This window comes from Vibrio sp. 1S139 (genome assembly GCF_041439475.1).
GTDB classification, from domain to species: domain Bacteria; phylum Pseudomonadota; class Gammaproteobacteria; order Enterobacterales; family Vibrionaceae; genus Vibrio; species Vibrio crassostreae_C.
In genome coordinates this window covers 17,806-40,322 of sequence record NZ_JBGOOD010000040.1, presented here as the reverse complement: position 1 = coordinate 40,322, position 22,517 = coordinate 17,806, and the positions used below count along the sequence as shown (strand labels likewise).

Below are 22,517 nucleotides of genomic sequence, written 5' to 3'. Positions count from 1 at the left end.
AATTTAAGCATAAAAATCTAAAACCTTACAAAGATTGAGGCACACACTATCAACCATTGAAGTAATTTGCCACAAACAAGTCGCAAAAAATCGGATAATTCTCCGAAATACTTAAGGTATCAGTGTTAATATCTAAAAAACCCCAAATCAGTAGTGACTTACATAGAGGGATTAATTAACAAACAGCCTTTAGTGTTGATGTGTCTGTGTTGATGCTTTTTTTTAGCATCTTATGCTAGAACACTGAGCGCAAATTAACATTAATGCCACATGAAATCTAATTGCACATCACATATCACCTAAACCGTCTACACTATTTGTGAGGATAATCACTTTATACAAGACAGCATAATGCTCTGCACCAAACCGGGTTATCCAATGCACCAATCAAGACAAAATTACGCGCTGAATTTATATGCAACCACAATGAATTGTCATTTATCAAATCAATGATTATCTATAAATAGATTTATAGCAGGTACAAAAAAACCGACCTAAGTGGTCGGTTTTTGACTGTCTCATATACAAATGAGTAAATGCTGAAGCAACATCACTTTAAGAGAAATTACTTCTCCCAGCGTTCCGCTGCTTTCGTGTCTGAATCACGAGAATCAACCCAACGCGTCGTTTCGGTCGTGCGTTCCTTTTTCCAAAAGGGAGCCTTGGTTTTCAGGAAGTCCATAACGAATTCACAGGCTTCAAATGCAGCACCACGGTGTGCACTGGATACACCAACGTAAACAATCTGGTCGCCGATATCTAAGTCACCTACACGGTGGATAACACGCATCTTCTGAATAGGCCAGCGAGCCTCAGCTTGGTCACAGATCTCGCTCAGTGATTTCTCTGTCATACCCGGGTAGTGCTCCAGAGACAAACCTATCACATTGTCGCCAAGGTTCATGTCGCGCACTTTACCAACGAACGTCACAATCGCTCCGGCAGCTGTACCTTGAGCCAAGTAGTCGTATTCGTCGCCTACATAGAAATCCTCAGCTGTCACTAATACTCTTGGATCCATGCTTAGCCTCCAGTCACTGGTGGGAAGAAAGCAACTTCATCACCGTCTTTCACTTCAGTCGTCAAAGGCACGATAGATTGGTTAAGCGCAGCCAGAAGCTTCCCCTCTTCCAATGCGATATCCCATTTGCCTTCTTGTGTCACAAGATGACTACGAATCGCTTCAATCGTCTTAAATTGTGCATCAACTTCAACGCTGTCCACACCAACAAGTTCACGAGTTTGAGCAAAGAAAAGTACTGTAATCATGACTCCACCTTAAAGTGACCAGATTTACCACCTGTCTTCTCTAGCAGGCGCACGTTTTCGATAACAATGTCTTTCTGAACAGCTTTACACATATCGTAAATCGTTAACGCAGCCACAGAAGCAGCCGTTAGCGCTTCCATCTCTACGCCCGTCTTACCCGCAAGCTTACAAACAGATTCGATGCGAACCTTGTTTTCAGACTCGATAGCTTCAAGCTGCACTTCTACTTTAGTTAATAGCAGAGGGTGACACAGGGGAATCAGATCCCACGTCTTCTTCGCCGCTTGAATACCCGCAATACGTGCCGTTGCGAAAACATCACCTTTATGGTGGCTACCAGAGACAATCAGCTCTAGCGTTTCTGCCGACATTTGAACGAAGGCTTCCGCTCTCGCTTCACGTACTGTTTCCGCTTTAGCCGATACATCGACCATGTTTGCTTCGCCAGACGCGTTAATGTGTGTAAATTGGCTCATACTCAAACCGCCTTATACAGAAAGGTGTGGCATGAAGTTACAAGGACGGTGGCTAGCATCCATCTGTTGCTTGATGATCTTAGTCCAACCGGTGCGGCAAGCGCCTGTAGAACCTGGCATCGCAAAGATAACCGTGTGGTTAGCAAAACCCGCAATCGCACGAGATTGAATTGTCGAAGTACCGATCTCTTCGTAAGATACTTGACGGAATAGCTCACCAAAGCCTTCTACTTCTTTGTCGAACAGTGGCTTAAGCGCTTCAGGCGTGCTGTCACGAGAAGTGAAACCAGTACCACCCGTGATCATGATAGCTTGTACGCTTTCATCAGCGATCCATTTAGATACGATCGCACGGATCTTGTACATGTCATCAATAACGATTTGCTTATCAACCACGTTGTGACCCGCTTCTTTAGCATGCTCTGCTAGGTAACCGCCTGAAGTGTCGTTTTCTTCTGTACGAGTATCTGAAACCGTTAGTACTGCGATGTTTGCTGCTTGGAATTTGCTTTCTGCGTGACCCATTTGTTCACCTATATAAATTTTTCATTAGACTGATTCGCCCAGCCTGAAGAAGCTGAGCGATAAAATGCTTTAGAGTATATAGCGGGTTAACCGCCGATTGACGCCAAGTTTGGAGTCATGCCGCTGTTGCCATCATGCAAGAAGTGGCTAACGGACTTGGTTTGAAGCTGAGCCTGAATTCGATCAATGAGCTCTTGCTCTTGTTGATCTTCTTGAATTAGATCTCTCAGTTCAACACCATGGTCGCCAAACAGACATAAGTGAAGTTTACCGGTCGCAGAAACACGCAGTCGGTTACAACTCTCACAAAAGTCTTTCTCGTAAGGCATGATCAAACCGATTTCACCCTTGTAGTCTGGGTGGACAAACACTTGTGCTGGGCCATCATTAACAGCTTTGACTTTTAACAGCCAACCATTAGCAATAAGCTGGTTGCGGATCGCAACGCCAGACACATGGTGTTTATCGAACAACTCGTCCATCTCGCCGGTTTTCATCAGCTCGATAAAACGTAATTGAATAGGTTTGTCTTTGATCCAATTAAGGAAGGCTGGTAATTCCTGACTATTGAGGTCTTTCATCAATACGACGTTGACTTTGACTTGTTCAAAGCCAACCTCAAACGCTTTATCAATGCCTCGCATAACCTCTGTAAACTTATTCTCACCAGTGATCTGATGGAACATGCGCGAATCTAAGCTATCCACGCTCACGTTTATATGGGTTAAACCAGCATCACGCCATTGCCCTACTTGTTTCTCCATGCGGTAGCCATTGGTTGTCGTGGCTACTTTTTCGATGCCTGGAGTAGAAGCAACAGTATGTATGATTTCAGGAAAGTCTTTACGCAGACTCGGCTCTCCGCCTGTAATGCGGATCTTTGAGGTACCACAATCTGCAAACGCTTTAACAACGCGTTTGATCTCGGGAACACTTAAAAAAGACGAGTTTTTTTGCCCTGACGGTTTGTAACCATCTGGCAAGCAGTAAGTACATTTAAAGTTACAGACGTCTGTAACCGACAAGCGCAAGTAATAAAACTTGCGATGGAATCTATCTTCGAATTGTTGCGCCACGGAACACCTTTCCAAACACGGGAGGCATAATCATTTCCAATTAAGCCCTTGTGACAACATGTCACTGGCTCTTGATGCGTATCGGTACAGCAAATACCACTGTGCGACTTAGCATGCGAGAGCTCGGAGTTATGGCAACTGAGCGTTATATTCACACGCGCAGTAGCTGAGTAATAAAATACTTAATATTTGTACGTGAATCTAGCTCTGATGGTAAAAAACGGGTCACATCGGCAAAAAAAACGTATCAAACGCTCAAAATAACTCTTGTTGAGTATATAGCGAGAAGCATTTAACCTAAATTATAGTTGGTAATAACCTAACAAGAACAATAAATGAATATTTACTCTTCAAAGAAAGTCGTAGCAATCGGCGGTGGCCATGGCTTAGGTCGCATGTTAGCTGCATTAAAAGACTTTGGTAACAACGCAACTGGCATTGTTGCAACGACAGATAACGGCGGTTCCACCGGACGTATTAGAGATTGCCAAGGTGGCATCGCATGGGGAGATACACGCAACTGTATCAACCAATTAATCACAGAGCCTTCAATCAGTTCGATGATGTTCGAATACCGCTTTCGTGGTCAAGGTGAGCTAGACGGTCATAACTTGGGTAACCTAATGCTGACGGCGTTAGACAACCTTTCCGTTCGCCCATTGGAAGCAATTAACCTGATTCGAAATATGCTCAAGGTCGATGTCAATATCGTGCCGATGACTGAGCATCCTTCAGACCTCACGGCTCTATCAATGGACGGCCGCTGGGTTACCGGCGAAACCAACGTTGATGACATGACGGAAAAGCTGCGCATGATGGACTTGTCTCCAGAAGTGCCAGCAACCAAAGAAGCCGTTGCTGCCGTTGAGCAAGCAGACTGCATTGTCCTTGGCCCTGGAAGCTTTTTAACCAGTGTGATGCCCCCTCTTCTCCTTCCAGAGATTGGCAAAGCAATCTCTGAGAACACCAAGGCAAAAGTTATCTTCGTTGAAAACCTTTCACCAGAGCACGGTCCCGCAGGGAAAATGACGCTTCAAGAGCAATTGGAGTGGTGTGAACGTACCTGTAAGGCAAGGAAAATAGACATAGTGTTAGGCAATGAACCTCACCCGGAACTAGAAGTGCAATGGAATTGTGTGACCACAGATCTTGCATCGGCAAACCGAGATTGGCGACACGACCGTGTGAAGCTTCAACAAGCCATTGAAGCCCAGTTGGCGTAGCCATAGGTTCAAGCGACAAACAACAAAAAAGGAGCATGCTGCTCCTTTTTTAATCTCAGTAATAACTCGCTGTTTTAAAGGTCCGTCATCAACTGCTGATATTCAGTGTACGTCGATAACAGGAGGTCTTGCATATCTTGAAAATCAATCTCGGTTACAGGCAACGCTTGCTTCACTTTTGCGTCTAAGCTAATCGCAAAACTACACAAAGAATCCGCACCAAAGCTTGCTGCGCTGCTCTTAAGCGCATGACTGATATCAGCCAAGTACTTAGAGGTATCCGACTCTTTATTTATCTCTAGGTGTTCGTAGTAGCCTTTCAACTCACCTAAAAAGATTTCCAGTAAAACCGGGACATTCTCTTGGCCTATTTCGCCGGCAAGCTCATCAACTTTTTGCTGATTTAATACTTTCGTCATTATTATTTTCTTATTGTTTGTTGATTACTGCTTCGCATTCCACGTTTGCAACTTACGGTATATCGTCGATGGACTGACATCTAAGAAACCTGCCGCACGAGGGATGTTGCCATCACACGCTTTAATGGCCTGCTCGATAGCCGTTTTCTCAGTGATCCACAATGGGAAAATATCTTTTACCGTGATGTCTTCATTCTGCTTCTCTTTCAATCGCAGACTGTTTTCAATCGGTTGGTTCAACGGTGGTGGAAGCATGTTGAGAGTAATCTCTTTGCCGTTATTCAAAACCACCACGTTCCGCAAAACGTTTTGTAGCTGACGAACGTTACCCGGCCACTCATATTGATTAAAGCGATCAAGTACTTCCTGAGCAAAACGTACAAACGCCTTCCCCTCCTCGACCGACATATAGCCTAGCAGAGAATACGCGATCTCGATGACATCTTCACCACGCTCACGCAATGGCGGCAAGTGCAATGGAATCACGTATAAACGATAGTATAAATCTTCTCTAAAGCGACCTTCTTGTACTTCTTTCCAAGGGTCACGGTTGGTCGCACACACAAAACGAACGTCGACACTCTTCATCTTCGAAGAGCCGACTTTTTGGAAAGTACCGGTTTGGATAAAGCGCAGCAGCTTGGTTTGCAGCTCTAAGTCCATTTCGCACAGTTCATCAAGGAACAGTGTTCCACCATCAGCAAGCTCAGCAGCACCTTGGCGATCGGTCGCAGCACCGGTAAAGGCACCTTTAACGTGGCCAAACAGCTCACTTTCAATCAGGTCTTTAGGGATAGCGGCACAGTTAATCGCGATGAACGGCTTATCGCCACGCTTACTCGCCGCATGAATGGCTTCTGCACATACCTCTTTACCGGTACCACTTTCACCAGTAATGAAAATGCTCGCCTTACTCGATGCAGCAGAATCGATAGTTCGGTAAACCTGCTGCATGGTTTGGCTGCTGCCGATAAAACCTTGGTAGTTCTGGTTTCCCGGGTGTTCCGAGCTATTTTTAAGTTTGGTGGCTTTGCGGATCGCGTTGTTCACCGTAATACGGAGTCGGTCGGCTTCACACGGTTTGATAAGGAAATCTTGAGAACCATGACGCATAGCTTCTACGGCGGTATCGATAGAGCCGTGAGCCGTCATGAAGATAACCGGAACTTCAGGGTATTTTTGTTTTACAGCAAATAGCACATCCATACCCGTCATGTCAGGCAGACGTAGATCTAATAAAATAAGGTCTGGGATTCGATGATTCAAACTCTCGATTGCATCGCGGCCAGTGCCGACAATGTTGATATCAATTTCGAGCGGTGTAAGATACGAGCGATATAAAGCTGCTACCGAAGCGGTATCCTCTACCATCAACAAATACTTCGATTTGTTATCTAGCGTTTTTGATTGCATATCCTAGCCATTTATAATTTGCATTTCTTATTATAGTCGCATTCCGCTTTGCATTATGCAAATTAGCCACAGTATTTGTAGTGTGTTTTTTTACTTGCTTCAAACAATCAATGTTTTATCTATCTGGCACGAACGATGCAACGGTATAAATGACCTTCGGGTCACCTAGCCAACTGACGTTGTTAGTGGACCGATTGTTCACAAACGTAAGCCAGTAGAACATTTACTACTGGCTGTTTTTTTGTCTGAAACACTCTCAATTCTTGTGTTGAGGGGGATCAATTCTCGAGCGAAAAGTGAGATTAGCTGTTGGTAATAAACTGCTTTCTTAACTGATCAATTTCATCACGCTTCTGTGCGGCCAATTCAAATTCCAGATTCTGAGCATGCTGATACATCGCAGATTCTAGCTTGCTGATCTCTTTATCAAGCTGTTGCGGCGTAAGTACTGCATAACTTTCAGAAGGCTCTGCCACCTTAGATAGTGGAACTTGTTTCGATTGGCGCTGCTGCTTCGACTTGGTTAGATCACCCAGTTCCATAATGTCTTTGATATTGCGTTTCAACGCTTGCGGAGTGATGCCTTGCTCTTCGTTGTAGGCTTGCTGTTTCTCGCGACGACGATCGGTTTCATCAATCGCTTTTCTCATCGACTTAGTAATCGAATCACCATAAAGGATTGCTCGACCTTCCAAGTTACGAGCAGCACGACCAATGGTTTGAATCAGAGAACGCTCAGAACGCAAGAAGCCCTCTTTATCTGCATCAAGAATCGCCACCAGCGACACTTCAGGCATATCCAAACCTTCACGAAGTAAGTTAATGCCCACTAACACATCGAACTTGCCCAAACGTAGGTCTCGGATGATCTCTACACGCTCAACGGTATCGATATCCGAGTGCAAGTAACGCACTTTAACGCCGTGCTCACTTAGGTATTCGGTTAAGTCTTCTGCCATTCTCTTGGTCAACGTGGTAACCAAAACACGCTCTTCTTTCACTGAACGGATTCTGATTTCAGACAGCAAGTCATCCACCTGCGTCGCGACAGGTCTTACTTCGATGATTGGGTCTAACAGACCAGTAGGACGTACCACTTGATCAGCAATCTCGCCATCTGATTTTTCAATCTCGTAATTACCTGGTGTTGCCGACACAAAAATCGTTTGTGGGGCTATAGACTCAAATTCTTCAAACTTCATTGGACGGTTATCCAATGCAGAAGGCAGTCTAAAACCAAACTCGACCAAGGTTTCTTTACGAGAACGGTCACCTTTATACATCGCACCAATTTGCGGCACAGTCACGTGTGACTCATCGATGATCAGCAAACCATCATCAGGCAGGTAGTCAAATAACGTTGGCGGCGCTTCCCCTTCCGCACGGCCGCTCAAGTATCGTGAATAGTTTTCGATACCGGAACAGAAGCCAAGCTCAGTCATCATCTCAATATCAAACTGAGTTCTTTGAGAGATACGCTGCTCTTCCAAAAGCTTATTGTTGTCTTTTAAGTATTGAGCACGATCGCGCAGTTCGTCCTTGATGTTCTCAATCGCCTCAAGGATTTTTTCTCTTGGCGTTACATAGTGAGTTTTTGGATAAACCGTAAAGCGCGGCAAGTCTCTTTGTTTCACCGCACCAGTCAGAGGATCAAAAATACTAATGCAGTCCACTTCGTCATCGAACATCTCAATTCGAACCGCATCTTGGTCAGATTCAGCCGGAAAGATATCAATCACCTCACCACGAACACGGAACTGACCACGTTCAAAGGCGACATCGTTTCTTGAATATTGCAGCTCAGCCAATCGACGCAGGATGTCTCGCTGATCCATCACCTCGCCACGACTCAAATGAAGCATCATCTTCAAATAAGACTTAGGATCACCCAGACCGTAGATAGCCGACACAGAAGCCACAATGATGGCGTCTTTTCGTTCTAATAAGGCTTTGGTTGCCGAAAGCCTCATTTGTTCGATATGAGCGTTCACAGACGCATCTTTCTCGATGAACGTGTCCGTGGTTGGAACGTAGGCTTCAGGTTGGTAGTAATCGTAGTAAGAAACGAAATACTCAACGGCATTGTTTGGAAAGAAAGATTTCATCTCACCGTAAAGTTGAGCCGCCAATGTCTTGTTAGGCGCTAACAGAATCGCAGGTCTTTGAGATTGGGAAATGACGTTGGCAAGGGTAAAGGTTTTACCTGAGCCCGTTACCCCTAGTAGAGTTTGATGTGCCAAACCAGAATCTAATCCGTCTAGTAATTTGGTTATCGCTGTCGGCTGATCACCGGACGGGCTGTAGTCCGATACCAAGTCAAAGAGTTTACTCATAGGTCGCCATTTCCATACTGTTTTTTTAATCAGGTCATTGTCACTCTAGGAGGAGTGTCGTTGCAACTATTATCTAGAGAAATGCATCTTAAGATCAGAGATCAGTTATAGCTTTTATTTTTAGAACTTGGTATTATCCGTGCCCCTGCAAAGTTTCCCCAGCTAAATTACTCGAATTTTAATCCACTACTTTTCCCCAAAAAACCTAAAAATACCGCTTGTTTTACTGTTCGTTTTATAATCTACAAAAGTTATACAATTGCGACATTTGGCTACAAATCTTTTAAATACATTACGTTAGATAAGATTTTTACATTTTTCGATTTATCCCGATTATTGTTGTTAAAGTTTCACACACACACTTATCCACAATTTTGGTGGATAACTAAAGCAAAGCTAAATCCTATAAGGCGTTCAAGAAAGTAAAGTTTTTTATCTTACTTTTTTCTGATATTTTTTATTGACAGAAATCCGGACAATTATTAGAATTCGCGTCGCTAACAAGCAATTCCCCTTTAGTTCAGTTGGTAGAACGGCGGACTGTTAATCCGTATGTCGCAAGTTCAAGTCTTGCAAGGGGAGCCAAATTTAAAGAAGCCGCATCATTCGATGCGGCTTTTTGCGTTTTAGTCGAAACAAAAGCCCTACAGGCACAGCTTTGATTAACTCACATCCATAAAAAAACGCCTCACAAGGAGGCGTTTGGGCTTAGTGACTAAACTGAGCGTTATTCTAGATGAGACGTCGTTTTAGCGGTTATGCTTCTGCTGTAACAACATGAGTCTGAGTCTCTTTACCGGCTTGGTCTTGATCAAATCCTTCATGCAGGTGGTAGTAGCGCTTATAAACAAGAGCACTTACCGTCATTAGAATCGCTGGTAAACCTACCATCATAAACTGCAGCCCCATGATAGTGCTGTCAGACTGTTCCACGTTTGGTACATAACCCACCACAGACAAGCCCATACCAACAATAAAACCACCAGCCGCGCCTGCAAACTTAACAAGCATCGTTTGAACAGAGAAGATAACACTCTCACTGCGACGACCTGTTTTGTGTTCACCGTAATCAACAACATCGGCAAGCATTACAGTTTGCAGTGCATTAGCGATACCCACACCAAACTTGATTGCAGCACCTGCGATACCGATTAGAATCGCGTTACCTGGAGCGATAAAGCCCATGATAAGTAGAGTGATACAAGACAGCACTGGGAAGCCACAAGCGATAACCCATAGGTGCTTGCGTGGTAACACTGATGCAATACGAGGGAACAAGAATACGCCTGCAACTTCAGCGATACCTGCCACCATCATATAAACGGGGAACAAGTCAGCGTTGCCTAAAGCGTAAGAGAAGTAGTAAATCGCAAAACCACCCACCAGCAAGTTTGCTATTTGGAACGACAATACGGTACCAATAAGTGCTTTTAGTTGGTCATTCTTACCAATGATAACCATTACATCTTTAAAGCTGAAACGCTCAGCTGGTTTCGCATTTGCTGGTGCAGATTTTTCTTTTACGTTGCGAGCAATCAAGAATGCACTCATCACGAACAGCACAGCAATCAACATAGCAACGTTGAAGAAACCTTGTCCTTGGTCGCCATCACCCAGTTTACCGACAATGTGTAACCCGTAAGTACCCGTAATAAACCACGCCAAGCTAGCAAACAATCGTGGCCAAACAACCAGCTTTTCACGTTCTTGACGAGAGCTCGATAGTGCAGGAATCAAAGACCAGTATGGAATATCCATAATAGTGTAGGTAAGGCCCCACAGAATATAAGCAGCCGCTGCATAAATGTATAACGTAGTGCCTTCAAACATATGCGTACTAAAAAGGCCAACAAGCACTACAGCATTTAACAGAGTTCCAATCACTATCCAAGGACGGAATTTACCAAACTTAGAGCGCGTGTTATCAACGATAACGCCCATCATTGGGTCGGTCACCGCGTCGACAATGCGCGCGGCCAAAAAGATAGTACCCACAAATGCCGCTGACAGCCCAGCAACATCAGTGAAGTAAAACATTAAAAAGATGTAGATTGGAGCACAGGCAAAGTCTTTACCTAAAGCCCCAAGTCCATACGATAATTTGGTTTGTAGAGTAATTTGATCAGACATAGTATTTCCTTCAGGCGCGTAACTTCATCTCCTAACAGACGCTGAAACGCTTACCTTTTATTTATAATAATTTATCCACTCAAGTTCTGTTTTAGAGCCACTCTGTGGTCGCTTCTTAAAACACTCAAGTATCAAGTCCGACGCTAATGTAACCATTCCAACGCACAGATACTGTGATCAACAACCACTCAATGGAAACGTTTTCAGTCAAATATCTAAAGTGAGAGATCGAACAATAAAACCCTCGAATTGATAGAGAATATCGCTAATTAAAGTGCTCAAAACAGTTCGTAGTGTGAAGTAACGCATGAGAACGATTACATAAGTGCAGTATCACGCTGGGAATACCTACAGTTCTCCAATCTATAAGGGCACATCAAATTGATTAGATACTTCATGACGGCTTATTGAAGGCAATAAAAAACCGCGTAATTTCACCTACGCGGTTCGTCAAATATAAGGTCTATGCTAAAACTTACTCGATACGTTCAAATTTAATCAGCATCGCTGTTTCTGCGTCAAGTATTGGCATCGTCAGCCCCACCTCGGCACACCAAGCACCTGATAATTCACAGCCAGACTCTGTCCATGGCGGTTGATAATTTACAATATCATCGTAATTTGACGGTTTATCAATCACGGAGACCTTGTATAGGCTTTGTGGATCTAGCCCAGGTATGCGCAAATGACCACTCAACGAATTGGTTGGCATCGCCAGCTGTGCAATCATCACCACCGCTTCTGACACATCTTCGGAAACGACCGCATGGATTTGATGGGCACTATCATCCGTTGGAACTCGCCAAGTTCTCCCGCTATGCAGTAACGGCCGCAGCATCTTATGTAGCTTAATGTAGTGTTCAAAGCCCTGTTTCTCTTCTTGAACTTCTTTCACAGGGTCTAGTTCAATCCCCATATGACCAAACAGTGCTGTTAGGCCACGAAACTCAATACTATGACGACGACGAGTGCTGTGGCAGTGGCTCGCACCAATATGACTTCCCATTACCTCAGGAGGGAAGAAGTAACTCATCCCGCGCTGAATCGTTTGTCTTTCTAAGGCATCGTTATTATCTGAAGCCCAAAAACGTTGCGTACGCTTAAGAACCTCAAAATCGATACGACCACCACCAGCCGCACACGATTCAATATCAACCATAGGGTGCTTCTCTCGGACTTTGTCGACCAACTCATAATAACGAGCGGTTTGTTGATGGGCCGCAGCCCTGCCTAGATGCGCAGGTTGTACAACTTCTCGGTTCATATCCCACTTAATGTAAGCAATGTTGTACTTACTTAAGAAGTGGTCAAGACGCTCAAACAAAAAGTCGAATGCTTGTTGATTCTGAAGATCGATAACATATTGATTGCGACCCGTTGGTTGGTCATAGCCGTCAACCGCAAGCAACCAGTCTGGATGGGCTCGGTATAAGTCAGAATCCTTATTGATCATCTCAGGTTCGAACCACAATCCAAACTCCATACCCAACTGATTAACGTGCTCAACTATCGGATCTAAACCATTTGGGTATTTTTCTTCATCTAAGAACCAATCCCCTAGCGCAGCCTTGTCTCCGCAGCGCCCTTTGAACCAGCCATCGTCAATGATAAAACGCTCTACTCCCATATTCGCGGCTTGGCTAGCCATCGACATAATATAATCAGGATCATGGTCAAAATAGATGCCTTCCCAAGTATTAAGATGGATAGGTCGAGGCTTTTGTGCGAAAGACTCCGGCAAGATGGAACAACGCACATGGGAGTGGAACTGATGGCTCATTCCATTTAAGCCTTCCGAACTGAAACTGGCATATAACCAAGGTGTCGTTAAGCTTTCACCTTCATCCAATGTAATCTCACCCGGTAGATAAATAACTTCCGCTTGCACGTAGCGACGACCGTCTGCTTTTACATCCGCGCGCAGTCTGTGGTTACCACTCCAAGCGAAGTGAATTCCCCACACATCACCTGCCATTTCATTAAAGTTAGCGGTACCGACAACCATCGCTGGATAATGTTCATGAGACGTTCTTCCGCGACGATTTTCTTGCTGATAGCCCCCTTGCTGTAAGGGTTGACGCACCGTTTGGAACTCATGTACCCAGCGGCCGTAGTACGTCATCAACTCATTAGCTCTTGCTGGTAATGGCAAAGTATTGGCGAGACGGTTCACCTGATAAAGGCCGGCTTTAACGTTGGTTAAGGTGTGACGAGATTTCACAACATCATGTTTATCGAGGCATAACTCGGTTGTTAAACGTAAGCCTGCACGTATATCTTCACTCTCAATGATTAGGCTAGATGGTGTTTGTTGAACATCCGTAATAGAGAAAACAGGCGCCCAGTCCAATCCGTCTCGGTGCCCTTCTAATGCCGGACTGCTGAAAACACCGCGCCCGAGCTCTGGGCTCAGAGACATAGCAACATCATTATCAAGGCGGCCGTATGGAACCGGTCTTTCAAGAGAAACACGGAAGCTAGCTAAATCACCACGAACGGGAGCTCCCCAATGAAGAATTTCGGCAAAATCGCCAAGTTCTACAATCAGTTGCGAGTGTTGACCGGTAATATCAATTAGGGATTTATTCGTCATTTTTTTAACCTTAACGCGTTTAATTACCCCGTATCATAATTATTAAGCCCAGAGTTTCTGTGATCAAACTCGAAATCATGAAAACGTTTCCAGTAAATATTCAAGACTGATAACTTTGGTAAATAGCTCCTAATTCAAAGATTTAGATTGACCACCATTCCATCTCATATTGCCTACCTCTAGGTAGAATTGAACTTTCCACTCTAAATAAAGCAATATAAAGCGATAATTAATGGCAATTTAATCTTTTAAATTCAGTATATTAAATCAAAGTTCCCATTAACACATAGGCTAAAATACATTTCCTCTTGAACTGATCACATCACACTCGTATTCTTAGATCTTCGAGTACATCTATGAAGTGTCTCTCTGGGTCCTAACTTTTACATTCCAGCTTGACGGTACAGAACACGATGCTTGTAGCCTTGCTGCTGCATTTGCTTTGATACTTACTTCCTTGTCTCACGAGCCCAGTTATCATTAACTGGGCTGCTTTTCCTCAAAGCCCTCGAACAACCCGACACTCAAAGTACCTCAAACCCGCTTCACCTCAAATTCCAAGACAACCAACAGCATAATCACTCCCTCTAAACCACCACATAGCACTGAGCAAAGAAAACGATTCCACTTTAAAATCACAAAACCTAGCGTAAAAACACCTATACAAGCCCAATAATCAGATCAAAATCACACAAAATAATCACAAACCCATCAATAGCATAAAAATGCCAACTTCATCATGAAAACGTTTCCAGAGTTTATTTACACTCTCGCTCGAGTTAGGACTCAAACATAAAAATATCCATAAATAAAAAATAATGGAGACACTTCATGAAACAAAAAATGCTAGTCAAAGCATTAGGATTCACTCTGTCCCTCGCCCCATTAGTCAGCTTCGCTGCAGTGGAGAACGTAACGTATTTTGGTTATGCAAAATGGGGCAACATCTACACCGATAATGACCAACATAACGACGGCAAAGGAGAACGCAACGACGTTATTCGAGCGGGCCAAGGTTACGGTAACTACCGTTTAGGTAATGAACTAAATTGGTGGGAAGCGGGAGTGAAAGCCGATGTATGGCGTGACAATGACGCCTATTTTGACACCACGATTTATCTAGGCAGTGGAGATAGCTGGGGAGACGTGAGTACGATTCAGCTTTGGTCAGCAGGCCATGGGCTTATCGACGGCCAACCCAACGCAAAAATTTGGGCAGGTGAACGTTTTTACCGTCGCCACGAAGTCCACATGATAGATGTGAAGTACTGGGATACATCCAGCACCGGTCTTGGTATTGAAGATTGGGATCTCGGCTTTGCTGATGCTCACTTAGCTTGGATGGCACCAAACTCTTCAAGTGACGATGGACGCAGCCTTCATAACATCGATGCCCGCTTAAGTGGCATTGAGCTAAGTGAAACAGCAGACCTAACACTCGGCCTAAACTACGTAACCACGCAGAACTCAAGCTACGACGATAAAGACATTACTACTTCTGGCGCAATGCTCTCTGCTCTTTACCGTCAAGCTTGGAACTACGGTTCAAACACCTTGGCCTTCCAATATGGTACCGATGCGTTGGCAGGTGGATTAATGAGTGCTGAAGGTGGATCAAACAGAAAATACAGCACGGGTGTGGAACACGATGGTTCTAGCTGGCGCCTATTTAACCACGGTGACTTGAATATCAGTGAAGATGTTCAAGTGATGTACTCCATCGCTTATCAAGACAAAAACCTAGATAACAACGATGGTGAGAAGTGGTTCAGTGTCGGAGCTCGTCCTCAATATGCTTGGACAGATTACATGTCGACATCATTAGAGGTGGGTTACGAAACGGTAGAAGCTCAAAACGGCTCGGGCACCAACGATATGTATAAAGTGACCGTGGCTCAAATGTTCCAAGCTGGAAAAGGGGTATGGGCTCGTCCATCTATTCGTATTTTTGCGACGTACTCTGAATCCAACAACGAATGGGATCGTGGTAACGAGACTTATGGAACGGCAACAAGCATCAATGCCGAGACTGTTGACGAGATTACCTTTGGTTTCAACGTAGAGACTTGGTGGTAAACCACCACACCCGAGCGTCTGTTCAATCAACGAATTGACGCTCAACACTGGAATAGCAATTTAACGGGGAAAGCTGATGTTTTCCCCTTTACTAAGGTAGCAATCAGATGAAATTAAAATCATTGGTGATCATTGTCGCGGCACTCACAGTTAGCGCATGCAGCGGAATACCTGAAAAGGAACTTAATACTGATTTCAATGAGAGTGCATGCTGCTCTCAGCTAAGTGCGCTGCCAATGACGCACTTGTCTGTTCCATTCCACCAACAAGTGATTATGGACGGTCATTTACCGACCCTTTCCTCTTCATTGTTAAATGACAATACACAAGCGGATAGCCAACGCTTTCCGACCATCGCGTACCAAATCAGTGACACGACAGAATCGCTGTCCTTACTCATTCGTTCATACATTAAAAATGATGCGCTATTCGCACCGTCTATTTATGTCTTTGACAAACAATGGCGACTGCTTGGTCAATACAGTACTAACGACTTCACTTACTACCCGACAGCGATGCAAGGGTTAGAAAGAATTGAAGCATCAATTGCACTCGAACCTCAACGAGACAACGCGCAATTTATTGTGGTCAGCGCCGATAGCACTAAGTTAGATAGCGCCATCAATCGAATTCATCCTGAAGATCTGTATTCAGAATCTCAGCAGATTATTGGCAATAAGCAACTGCCGTTGACTGCGACGTTGAGCAACGTAGGTGTCATTGATGTTACGGCGAGCAAATCAACAAACAGTGCGGTTTTGACTCTATTGGCTGAGCTTGGTGTTTCATCCGACAATGAACCCGAAACCTTAGGTTCAAAGCAAGTTTCTCAACCATCAAATCAGACAATTGAAACCAATCAAAAGGCGCAATGGCTGAATATCCAAAAAGACATTGACCAAGCCCTAAACAACAATGACATCAAACAAGCTGCATTTATTGCTAATCAAGCGGCCGAACAGGGCATACCCGAAGCAAAAGATTATTTATTAAAACAGCTCGCTGAATAGCTGAATAAGCCAACAGAACAATACGCATAACCAACGATTTGATAACGGTCATCACGGCTTAAAAGACCGATGACTTAATAGAATTATTACCAATATTGAACACTTTAAGAGTAGGAATACCATGAAGGCATTTTCAAACATCATCCAAAGACGCGATTGGGAAAACCCACAGTCTGTGAATATCCACTGCCTTAATGCGCACAGCCCATTATCAAGCTACCGCAACCTTAAGCACGCTCGAGACGGCATTGAATCACAACGTAAATCTCTTAATGGACAATGGAAGTTCAAATACTTTGATGCACCTGAACAAGTTGACGGTGAATTTATCGAAACAAGTTTCAATGACTCACAATGGGACGAGATTACCGTACCATCGAACTGGCAAATGCAAGGCTACGATAAACCTATCTACGCCAACGTAAAATACCCATTTGAAGTGAACCCACCGTTTGTACCGGCAGAAAACCCAACCGGTTGTTACCGCACTCAAATTACGTTGACTAAAAATGACCTAAAGAACACCCAACGTATTATCTTTGATGGCGTCAATTCCGCTTTTCATCTTTGGTGTAATGGCAATTGGGTTGGTTACAGCCAAGATAGCCGCTTACCTGCCGAGTTCGACTTAACTCAGTATCTAACTGTTGGCGACAATACGCTTTCTGTCATGGTGATACGTTGGTGTGATGGTAGCTATTTAGAAGACCAAGATATGTGGTGGCTAAGCGGTATTTTCCGTGATGTGACCTTACTAGCTAAACCAAAGCAGTGCATTGAAGATGTGTTCGTTACGCCGGACTTAGACGCATGCTATCGCGATGGTTCACTGTCTATTGTCACCAAAATTACGGCACCAGACACTTACCAAGTTCAGGTTCAACTGTTTGACGGTGAAAACGCGGTGACTGAACCGCTTATCGATCGCCCTCATAATCGACGAATTGACGAGCGTGGCACCTACGATGATGTGGTATTCCAAACTCTTCATGTTCGAGATCCGAAGAAATGGAGCGCAGAAGTTCCTAACCTTTACCGAATTGTCGTGTCATTGCTTGATAGGCAAGGTAACCACATAGAAAGTGAAGCTTATCACGTTGGATTCCGTAAAGTCGAAATGACAGACGGTCAGCTAAAGCTAAACGGCAAACCGCTATTGATTCGCGGCGTCAACCGTCATGAGCATCACCCAGAGTTGGGGCATGTGATGACAGAAGAAGACATGATCCGCGATATCTGTCTAATGAAGCAGTACAACTTCAATGCTGTGCGCACCGCTCACTACCCTAACCACCCACGATGGTACGAGCTGTGTGACGAATACGGTTTATATGTGTGTGATGAAGCGAACATCGAGACCCATGGCATGCAGCCTATGAATCGCTTGTCTGCGGATCCGCAATGGGCACACGCTTATATGAGTCGCTATACGCAAATGGTCATGCGTGATAAGAACCACCCTTCTATCATCATCTGGTCTTTGGGCAACGAGTCAGGGCACGGCAGCAGCCACAATGCGATGTATGCTTGGTCGAAACAGTACGATCCTTCTCGCCCGGTACAGTATGAAGGCGGTGGTTCAAATACCACAGCGACCGATATCATTGCGCCAATGTACGCACGCGTTAACAGCACTATCGAAGACGATGCCGTTCCAAAATGGTCTATCAAGAAATGGGTTTCTCTGCCTAACGAGCAACGCCCGCTTATTCTTTGTGAATACGCACACGCAATGGGTAACAGTTTGGGTAGCTTTAATGATTACTGGGATGCATTCCGAGAATATCCTCGCCTACAAGGCGGTTTCATCTGGGATTGGGTTGACCAAGGACTAAGCCAATGGGATGAAAACGGTGAACACTTCTGGGCCTACGGTGGAGACTTTGGCGATGTCATCAACGACCGTCAGTTCTGCATCAACGGTTTGATCTTCCCAGATCGCAGCATACACCCGACCTTGGAAGAGGCGAAATACTGCCAGAGAATGATCAATGTGACGTTAGCAGAGCAAACTGAAGATCAATGCCGCCTAACGGTAACCAATGAAAACCTGTTCCGAGCGACTGACAATGAAATCTTACGCTGGCAATTGCTCGAAAATGGCATCGTGATTCAATCAGGGCAACAAGTCTTATCCGTTGCTGAAGATAGTAAACAAGAGCTGGTAATTGACCTCGCTTTCACACCAAAAGCACAAGCCGAATATCATCTCAACACCGATATTACTCTGACTCATTCAACCAAGTGGGCAGAAGAAGGCCATGTTTGTGCGACGGAGCAATTTGCTTTACGTAACCATGCTGGCTTGCAACTCCCGATCACGGCAAATGCTTTGGCTCCCCAGTTACATCAGCAAGACAATAAAGTGGTCGTGTCTAGCCTAGATGAAACACATCAATGGCAATGGGATACAGAGAGTGGATTGTTGACCCACTGGATCGTTGATGGGCAACCGCAAGTTATCAAGGCACCTGTCGATAACTTCTATCGCGCGCCACTTGATAACGACATTGGTATCAGTGAGATAGACAACATCGACCCAAATGCATGGGCTTGTCGCTGGGAACTTGCAGGCATTGGTCAATGGGAGCGTCAGTGTACAAGTTGTGTCGTGCAAGCGCTCGCAGACTCAGTACAAGTGGCGTCAGTATTCGCCTACCAATTTAATGGCCAAATCCAAGCGATTACCAAATGGCAATACACCTTAAATAACCTAGGCGAAATGAATATCGCGGTTGATGTCAACTTAGCCGATCACTTACCACCGATGCCACGCATTGGTCTTGAGATGGAGCTACCTTTACCACTCGAAACTGCCAATGAAACTCCAGTATCGTGGCTGGGATTAGGTCCTTTTGAAAACTATCCAGACCGTTTGGCTGCTGCTCGATTCGGTTTACACAAACAGACACTGGATCAGATGCATACGCCGTATATATTCCCAACCGATAGCGGGTTACGTTGCGGAACCAAAAACTTGAATGTAGGAAATATCGGGATCGAAGGCGATTTTTCATTCAGTGTGAGTCAGTACAGCCAGCAACAATTAACGGATGCTAAGCATACCAATGACCTGACTCGTGAAGAGAAAATCTATGTACGCGTAGATCACCAACATATGGGTGTTGGTGGTGATGATTCTTGGAGTCCAAGTGTTCACCAAGAGTTTCAACTCACCGACAATCAATATCGTTATCAGGTTACGCTAACAAGCGCATCGTAAGTAGATTCGGACCAAGCGGCTTGCTCTAAGCCACTTGGTTCCCCTATTACTTTGGGTTACCTGTGATTACCTTACTTCACGCGACAACAGCTCACACGACAGCAGTCCACACGCCAATGTGACTCAAAAGCCAAGCTCAAATCTAGAGCTTGGCTTATTATTTTCAAACTAGTCAGCCAATCAAAAATAAACCATCAAACCTCGTCATATTTGATGTTTAATATTTGAATTGCCTAACTATCCGTAGTTAAATGTTCAACCACTAGCACACAGCATTATATTCAGAATAAGAGAGCGGAATGGCTACCATTAAAGATGTTGCGAAGGAAGCAGGCGTATCAATCGCGACCACCTCTCGAGTAATCAACAATGCACCTCACACCAGTGAAACCGCAATTGCGGCGGTAAAAGCCGCTATGGAAAAACTCGGCTATCGCCCAAATGCCAACGCCCGTGCATTGGTCAGCAAATCTTCAAACGCGATTGGTGTACTGGTTAATGATGTTTCTGCCCCGTTCTTCGGCTCGATGATCAAAGCCATTGATACCGTGGCAAGTGAGCAAGAAAAGCAGCTACTGATTGGCAGCGGCTACCATGACGCGACCAAAGAGCGTAATGCGATTAACTTGCTGATCAACAGCCGCTGCGAATCACTCGTGGTTCATAGCAAAGGCATTAGCGACGAAGAATTGGTTAAGCTAGCCAATGAAGTGCCCGGCTTAGTTCTCATCAACCGAATTGTTCCCGATATCGAACACCGCTGTATTGCTCTCGACAACCGCCGCGGCTCTTACATCGCGACTGAGTATTTGATTAAAAACGGCCACAAGCACATTGGCTACATCTGCTCGAGTCACGATATTGAAGATGCTCACGACCGCTTAGGTGGCTATTTGGATGCATTGAAAGATCACGGTATTGAATCGAACGATGAGTACATCGAATATGGTGAACCTGACGAGCTAGGCGGTGAGCAAGCCATGGTTAACTTAATGGCAAAAAACACAGATATCACAGCCATTGCCACGTATAACGACTACATGGCAGCAGGCTGTTTGGCGTTATTACAAGAAAATGGCGTTCGTATTCCAGAAGATATATCAGTTATTGGGTTTGATGACGGCCACATTGCTCGCTTCATCTACCCTCGATTGACCACCATTCGTTACCCAATTCAAGTCATGGCTAATCAAGCGGTTAAGCTCTCTCTGCAACTCGCAAGTGACGAGCCAAAAGAACACACGGAACATAAGCTATTTATGCCAATTTTGGTGCGCAGAGCCTCTGTTCGAAACATTAATTGAGAAAGCTCAGGTTCATAAAGACTAAGTCATTTCGTTCCTCGACACTTTTTACAACAAAGAAAATAGGATTGATTCGATGAGTTATCATTGAGTTAATCTTATTTTTCATTCCCCGCAAATACCCACCTATACTTAACCTGATCCATCTTAATCAAACGGTTACCCGTTGATTTTTTCACCAAGTGTCTAAATCCCTAGTGATCCTTGGTTGTTATTAGGTGAGCAAAGCAGGATAATATCGGGATCGGAATCTCAAGAATTAATCCATTATGACCGAATACCTTTTGTTGTTGGTTGGCACAGTGCTGGTCAATAACTTTGTGCTAGTGAAGTTTTTAGGACTATGTCCATTTATGGGAGTCTCCAAGAAACTGGAGACTGCGATTGGCATGGGCCTCGCGACGACTTTCGTTCTAACGTTAGCGTCGGTCTCTGCATACCTAGTAGAAACCTACATCCTTACCCCTCTGGGTATTGAATACCTGCGTACCATGAGTTTCATCTTGGTTATCGCGGTGGTTGTTCAATTTACGGAAATGGTCGTTCACAAAACCAGCCCGACTCTTTATCGCCTGCTGGGTATCTTTCTGCCTCTTATCACCACCAACTGTGCGGTATTAGGTGTGGCACTTCTGAACATCAATGAAAACCACAACTTCATTCAGTCGATCATCTATGGTTTCGGCGCAGCGGTGGGTTTCTCTCTTGTATTGATCTTATTTGCTGCAATGCGTGAACGTATTGCGGTTGCTGATGTTCCAATGCCATTCAAAGGCGCATCGATTGCGATGATCACAGCAGGCCTAATGTCTCTGGCATTCATGGGCTTTACTGGGTTGGTGAAATAAACATGAGTACCATTTTAATTGCGATCATTGCGCTAGCCGTTTTAGCCGCTGTTTTTGGCGCTATTTTGGGCTTTGCTTCTATCCGTTTTAAAGTTGAAGCTGATCCTATCGTCGATCAAATCGACACCATTTTACCGCAAACTCAATGTGGCCAGTGTGGCTACCCTGGCTGTCGCCCATACGCAGAGGCGATCGCTAACGGAGACAAGATCAACAAATGTCCTCCGGGCGGCCAAGCAACCATTGAGAAGCTAGCAGATTTAATGGGCGTAGAAGTTGAAGACTCCGCTCATGACTTAGATAACAAAGTAAAAACCGTTGCCTTCATTCACGAAGATATGTGTATCGGCTGTACCAAGTGTATTCAAGCCTGCCCTGTTGACGCCATTGTTGGTGGCACCAAGGCACTGCACACAGTAATTAAAGATGAATGTACAGGTTGTGATCTATGTGTCGCACCGTGCCCTACTGACTGTATTGAAATGATTCCAGTGGCAACAACGACTGAAAATTGGAAATGGCAGATGAACATCATCCCTTTTACTGATATCACTAACCAAGCGACTGATGCGACTGCGTCAGAGCCTAAAGCATAGGGT

Annotated in this window: 17 protein-coding genes, 1 tRNA gene and 1 riboswitch; of the genes, 8 read left to right on the top strand and 10 right to left on the bottom strand. The window is 44.6% G+C overall.

Annotated features, from left to right (window positions below):
* Nucleotides 1-565 precede the first annotated feature (565 nt).
* The 5 genes from moaE to moaA form a co-directional block, all read right to left on the bottom strand.
* Entirely contained in the window at nt 566-1,021 is a 456-nt protein-coding gene (gene moaE / locus ACED46_RS14300) for a molybdopterin synthase catalytic subunit MoaE (protein WP_102321131.1), read from the bottom strand.
* Between the two features lie 2 nt (nt 1,022-1,023).
* Nucleotides 1,024-1,269 carry a molybdopterin synthase sulfur carrier subunit gene (gene moaD / locus ACED46_RS14295; RefSeq protein ID WP_004737346.1) on the bottom strand — a complete coding sequence of 82 codons (246 nt, stop codon included), beginning with the start codon at nt 1,267-1,269 and terminating at the stop codon, nt 1,024-1,026.
* Entirely contained in the window at nt 1,266-1,745 is a 480-nt protein-coding gene (gene moaC, locus ACED46_RS14290; RefSeq protein WP_004734026.1) for a cyclic pyranopterin monophosphate synthase MoaC, read from the bottom strand. The genes moaD and moaC overlap by 4 nt, the downstream gene beginning before the upstream one ends.
* 12 nt (nt 1,746-1,757) lie before the next feature.
* Nucleotides 1,758-2,270 (bottom strand): molybdenum cofactor biosynthesis protein B, encoded by a 513-nt coding sequence (moaB, locus tag ACED46_RS14285; RefSeq protein ID WP_004734027.1) that lies wholly within the window; start codon nt 2,268-2,270, stop codon nt 1,758-1,760.
* 86 nt (nt 2,271-2,356) lie between these two features.
* Nucleotides 2,357-3,346, bottom strand: coding sequence for a GTP 3',8-cyclase MoaA (moaA, locus tag ACED46_RS14280; protein ID WP_009848642.1), 990 nt, complete (start codon nt 3,344-3,346; stop codon nt 2,357-2,359).
* Nucleotides 3,335-3,487: riboswitch (molybdenum cofactor riboswitch) on the bottom strand. It overlaps the preceding gene by 12 nt.
* A gap of 194 nt (nt 3,488-3,681) precedes the next feature.
* On the opposite strand from moaA, the gene ACED46_RS14275 reads away from it, so the two are divergent.
* The gene (locus tag ACED46_RS14275; protein WP_017062178.1) at nt 3,682-4,569 is read left to right on the top strand and encodes a YvcK family protein; all 888 of its coding nucleotides are present in this window, start codon (nt 3,682-3,684) and stop codon (nt 4,567-4,569) included.
* 74 nt (nt 4,570-4,643) lie between these two features.
* Here ACED46_RS14275 and luxU read toward each other — a convergent pair whose 3' ends face one another.
* The 3 genes from luxU to uvrB all read right to left on the bottom strand — a co-directional run bounded on the left by luxU (nt 4,644) and on the right by uvrB (nt 8,734).
* Nucleotides 4,644-4,988 carry a quorum-sensing phosphorelay protein LuxU gene (gene luxU / locus ACED46_RS14270; protein WP_017062179.1) on the bottom strand — a complete coding sequence of 115 codons (345 nt, stop codon included), beginning with the start codon at nt 4,986-4,988 and terminating at the stop codon, nt 4,644-4,646.
* A 24-nt stretch (nt 4,989-5,012) separates the two neighbouring features.
* Complete coding sequence (gene luxO, locus ACED46_RS14265; RefSeq protein ID WP_004734031.1) at nt 5,013-6,401, bottom strand: quorum-sensing sigma-54 dependent transcriptional regulator LuxO; 1,389 nt, start codon at nt 6,399-6,401, stop codon at nt 5,013-5,015.
* Between the two features lie 302 nt (nt 6,402-6,703).
* Nucleotides 6,704-8,734 (bottom strand): excinuclease ABC subunit UvrB, encoded by a 2,031-nt coding sequence (uvrB, locus tag ACED46_RS14260; RefSeq protein WP_017066592.1) that lies wholly within the window; start codon nt 8,732-8,734, stop codon nt 6,704-6,706.
* Nucleotides 8,735-9,243: 509 nt separating this feature from the next.
* Between uvrB and ACED46_RS14255 the strand changes: the two genes are divergently transcribed.
* Nucleotides 9,244-9,319: transfer RNA gene (locus tag ACED46_RS14255), tRNA-Asn, on the top strand.
* A gap of 171 nt (nt 9,320-9,490) precedes the next feature.
* Here ACED46_RS14255 and melB read toward each other — a convergent pair.
* Together melB and ACED46_RS14245 are read right to left on the bottom strand one after the other, a co-directional pair.
* The gene (gene melB / locus ACED46_RS14250; RefSeq protein ID WP_102321132.1) at nt 9,491-10,864 is read right to left on the bottom strand and encodes a melibiose:sodium transporter MelB; all 1,374 of its coding nucleotides are present in this window, start codon (nt 10,862-10,864) and stop codon (nt 9,491-9,493) included.
* A 475-nt stretch (nt 10,865-11,339) separates the two neighbouring features.
* Nucleotides 11,340-13,457, bottom strand: coding sequence for an alpha-galactosidase (locus ACED46_RS14245; protein ID WP_371721744.1), 2,118 nt, complete (start codon nt 13,455-13,457; stop codon nt 11,340-11,342).
* An 831-nt stretch (nt 13,458-14,288) separates the two neighbouring features.
* Between ACED46_RS14245 and ACED46_RS14240 the strand changes: the two genes are divergently transcribed.
* The 6 genes from ACED46_RS14240 to rsxB all read left to right on the top strand — a co-directional run bounded on the left by ACED46_RS14240 (nt 14,289) and on the right by rsxB (nt 22,514).
* Nucleotides 14,289-15,533: a carbohydrate porin gene (locus ACED46_RS14240; RefSeq protein WP_371721743.1), complete on the top strand. Its 1,245-nt coding sequence runs from the start codon at nt 14,289-14,291 to the stop codon at nt 15,531-15,533.
* Nucleotides 15,534-15,640: 107 nt separating this feature from the next.
* On the top strand, nt 15,641-16,543 hold the full coding sequence (locus ACED46_RS14235; protein WP_102394334.1) for a MalM family protein: 903 nt from the start codon (nt 15,641-15,643) through the stop codon (nt 16,541-16,543).
* Nucleotides 16,544-16,664: 121 nt separating this feature from the next.
* Nucleotides 16,665-19,766, top strand: a complete 3,102-nt coding sequence (locus ACED46_RS14230; protein WP_371721742.1) for a beta-galactosidase — start codon at nt 16,665-16,667, stop codon at nt 19,764-19,766.
* A gap of 299 nt (nt 19,767-20,065) precedes the next feature.
* Nucleotides 20,066-21,070, top strand: coding sequence for a substrate-binding domain-containing protein (locus tag ACED46_RS14225; protein ID WP_136973536.1), 1,005 nt, complete (start codon nt 20,066-20,068; stop codon nt 21,068-21,070).
* A gap of 269 nt (nt 21,071-21,339) precedes the next feature.
* Nucleotides 21,340-21,918 carry an electron transport complex subunit RsxA gene (gene rsxA / locus ACED46_RS14220; protein WP_004734039.1) on the top strand — a complete coding sequence of 193 codons (579 nt, stop codon included), beginning with the start codon at nt 21,340-21,342 and terminating at the stop codon, nt 21,916-21,918.
* A gap of 2 nt (nt 21,919-21,920) precedes the next feature.
* Complete coding sequence (gene rsxB, locus ACED46_RS14215; RefSeq protein WP_102398539.1) at nt 21,921-22,514, top strand: electron transport complex subunit RsxB; 594 nt, start codon at nt 21,921-21,923, stop codon at nt 22,512-22,514.
* The last annotated feature ends 3 nt before the right edge of the window (nt 22,515-22,517 follow it).

Coding starts and splice junctions, on each gene's coding strand:
- moaE (WP_102321131.1), bottom strand. CDS start 1,021: ATGGATCCAAGAGTATTAGTGACAGCTGAGGATTTCTATGTAGGCGAC.
- moaD (WP_004737346.1), bottom strand. CDS start 1,269: ATGATTACAGTACTTTTCTTTGCTCAAACTCGTGAACTTGTTGGTGTG.
- moaC (WP_004734026.1), bottom strand. CDS start 1,745: ATGAGCCAATTTACACACATTAACGCGTCTGGCGAAGCAAACATGGTC.
- moaB (WP_004734027.1), bottom strand. CDS start 2,270: ATGGGTCACGCAGAAAGCAAATTCCAAGCAGCAAACATCGCAGTACTA.
- ACED46_RS14275 (WP_017062178.1), top strand. CDS start 3,682: ATGAATATTTACTCTTCAAAGAAAGTCGTAGCAATCGGCGGTGGCCAT.
- luxU (WP_017062179.1), bottom strand. CDS start 4,988: ATGACGAAAGTATTAAATCAGCAAAAAGTTGATGAGCTTGCCGGCGAA.
- luxO (WP_004734031.1), bottom strand. CDS start 6,401: ATGCAATCAAAAACGCTAGATAACAAATCGAAGTATTTGTTGATGGTA.
- uvrB (WP_017066592.1), bottom strand. CDS start 8,734: ATGAGTAAACTCTTTGACTTGGTATCGGACTACAGCCCGTCCGGTGAT.
- melB (WP_102321132.1), bottom strand. CDS start 10,864: ATGTCTGATCAAATTACTCTACAAACCAAATTATCGTATGGACTTGGG.
- ACED46_RS14245 (WP_371721744.1), bottom strand. CDS start 13,457: ATGACGAATAAATCCCTAATTGATATTACCGGTCAACACTCGCAACTG.
- ACED46_RS14240 (WP_371721743.1), top strand. CDS start 14,289: ATGAAACAAAAAATGCTAGTCAAAGCATTAGGATTCACTCTGTCCCTC.
- ACED46_RS14235 (WP_102394334.1), top strand. CDS start 15,641: ATGAAATTAAAATCATTGGTGATCATTGTCGCGGCACTCACAGTTAGC.
- ACED46_RS14230 (WP_371721742.1), top strand. CDS start 16,665: ATGAAGGCATTTTCAAACATCATCCAAAGACGCGATTGGGAAAACCCA.
- ACED46_RS14225 (WP_136973536.1), top strand. CDS start 20,066: ATGGCTACCATTAAAGATGTTGCGAAGGAAGCAGGCGTATCAATCGCG.
- rsxA (WP_004734039.1), top strand. CDS start 21,340: ATGACCGAATACCTTTTGTTGTTGGTTGGCACAGTGCTGGTCAATAAC.
- rsxB (WP_102398539.1), top strand. CDS start 21,921: ATGAGTACCATTTTAATTGCGATCATTGCGCTAGCCGTTTTAGCCGCT.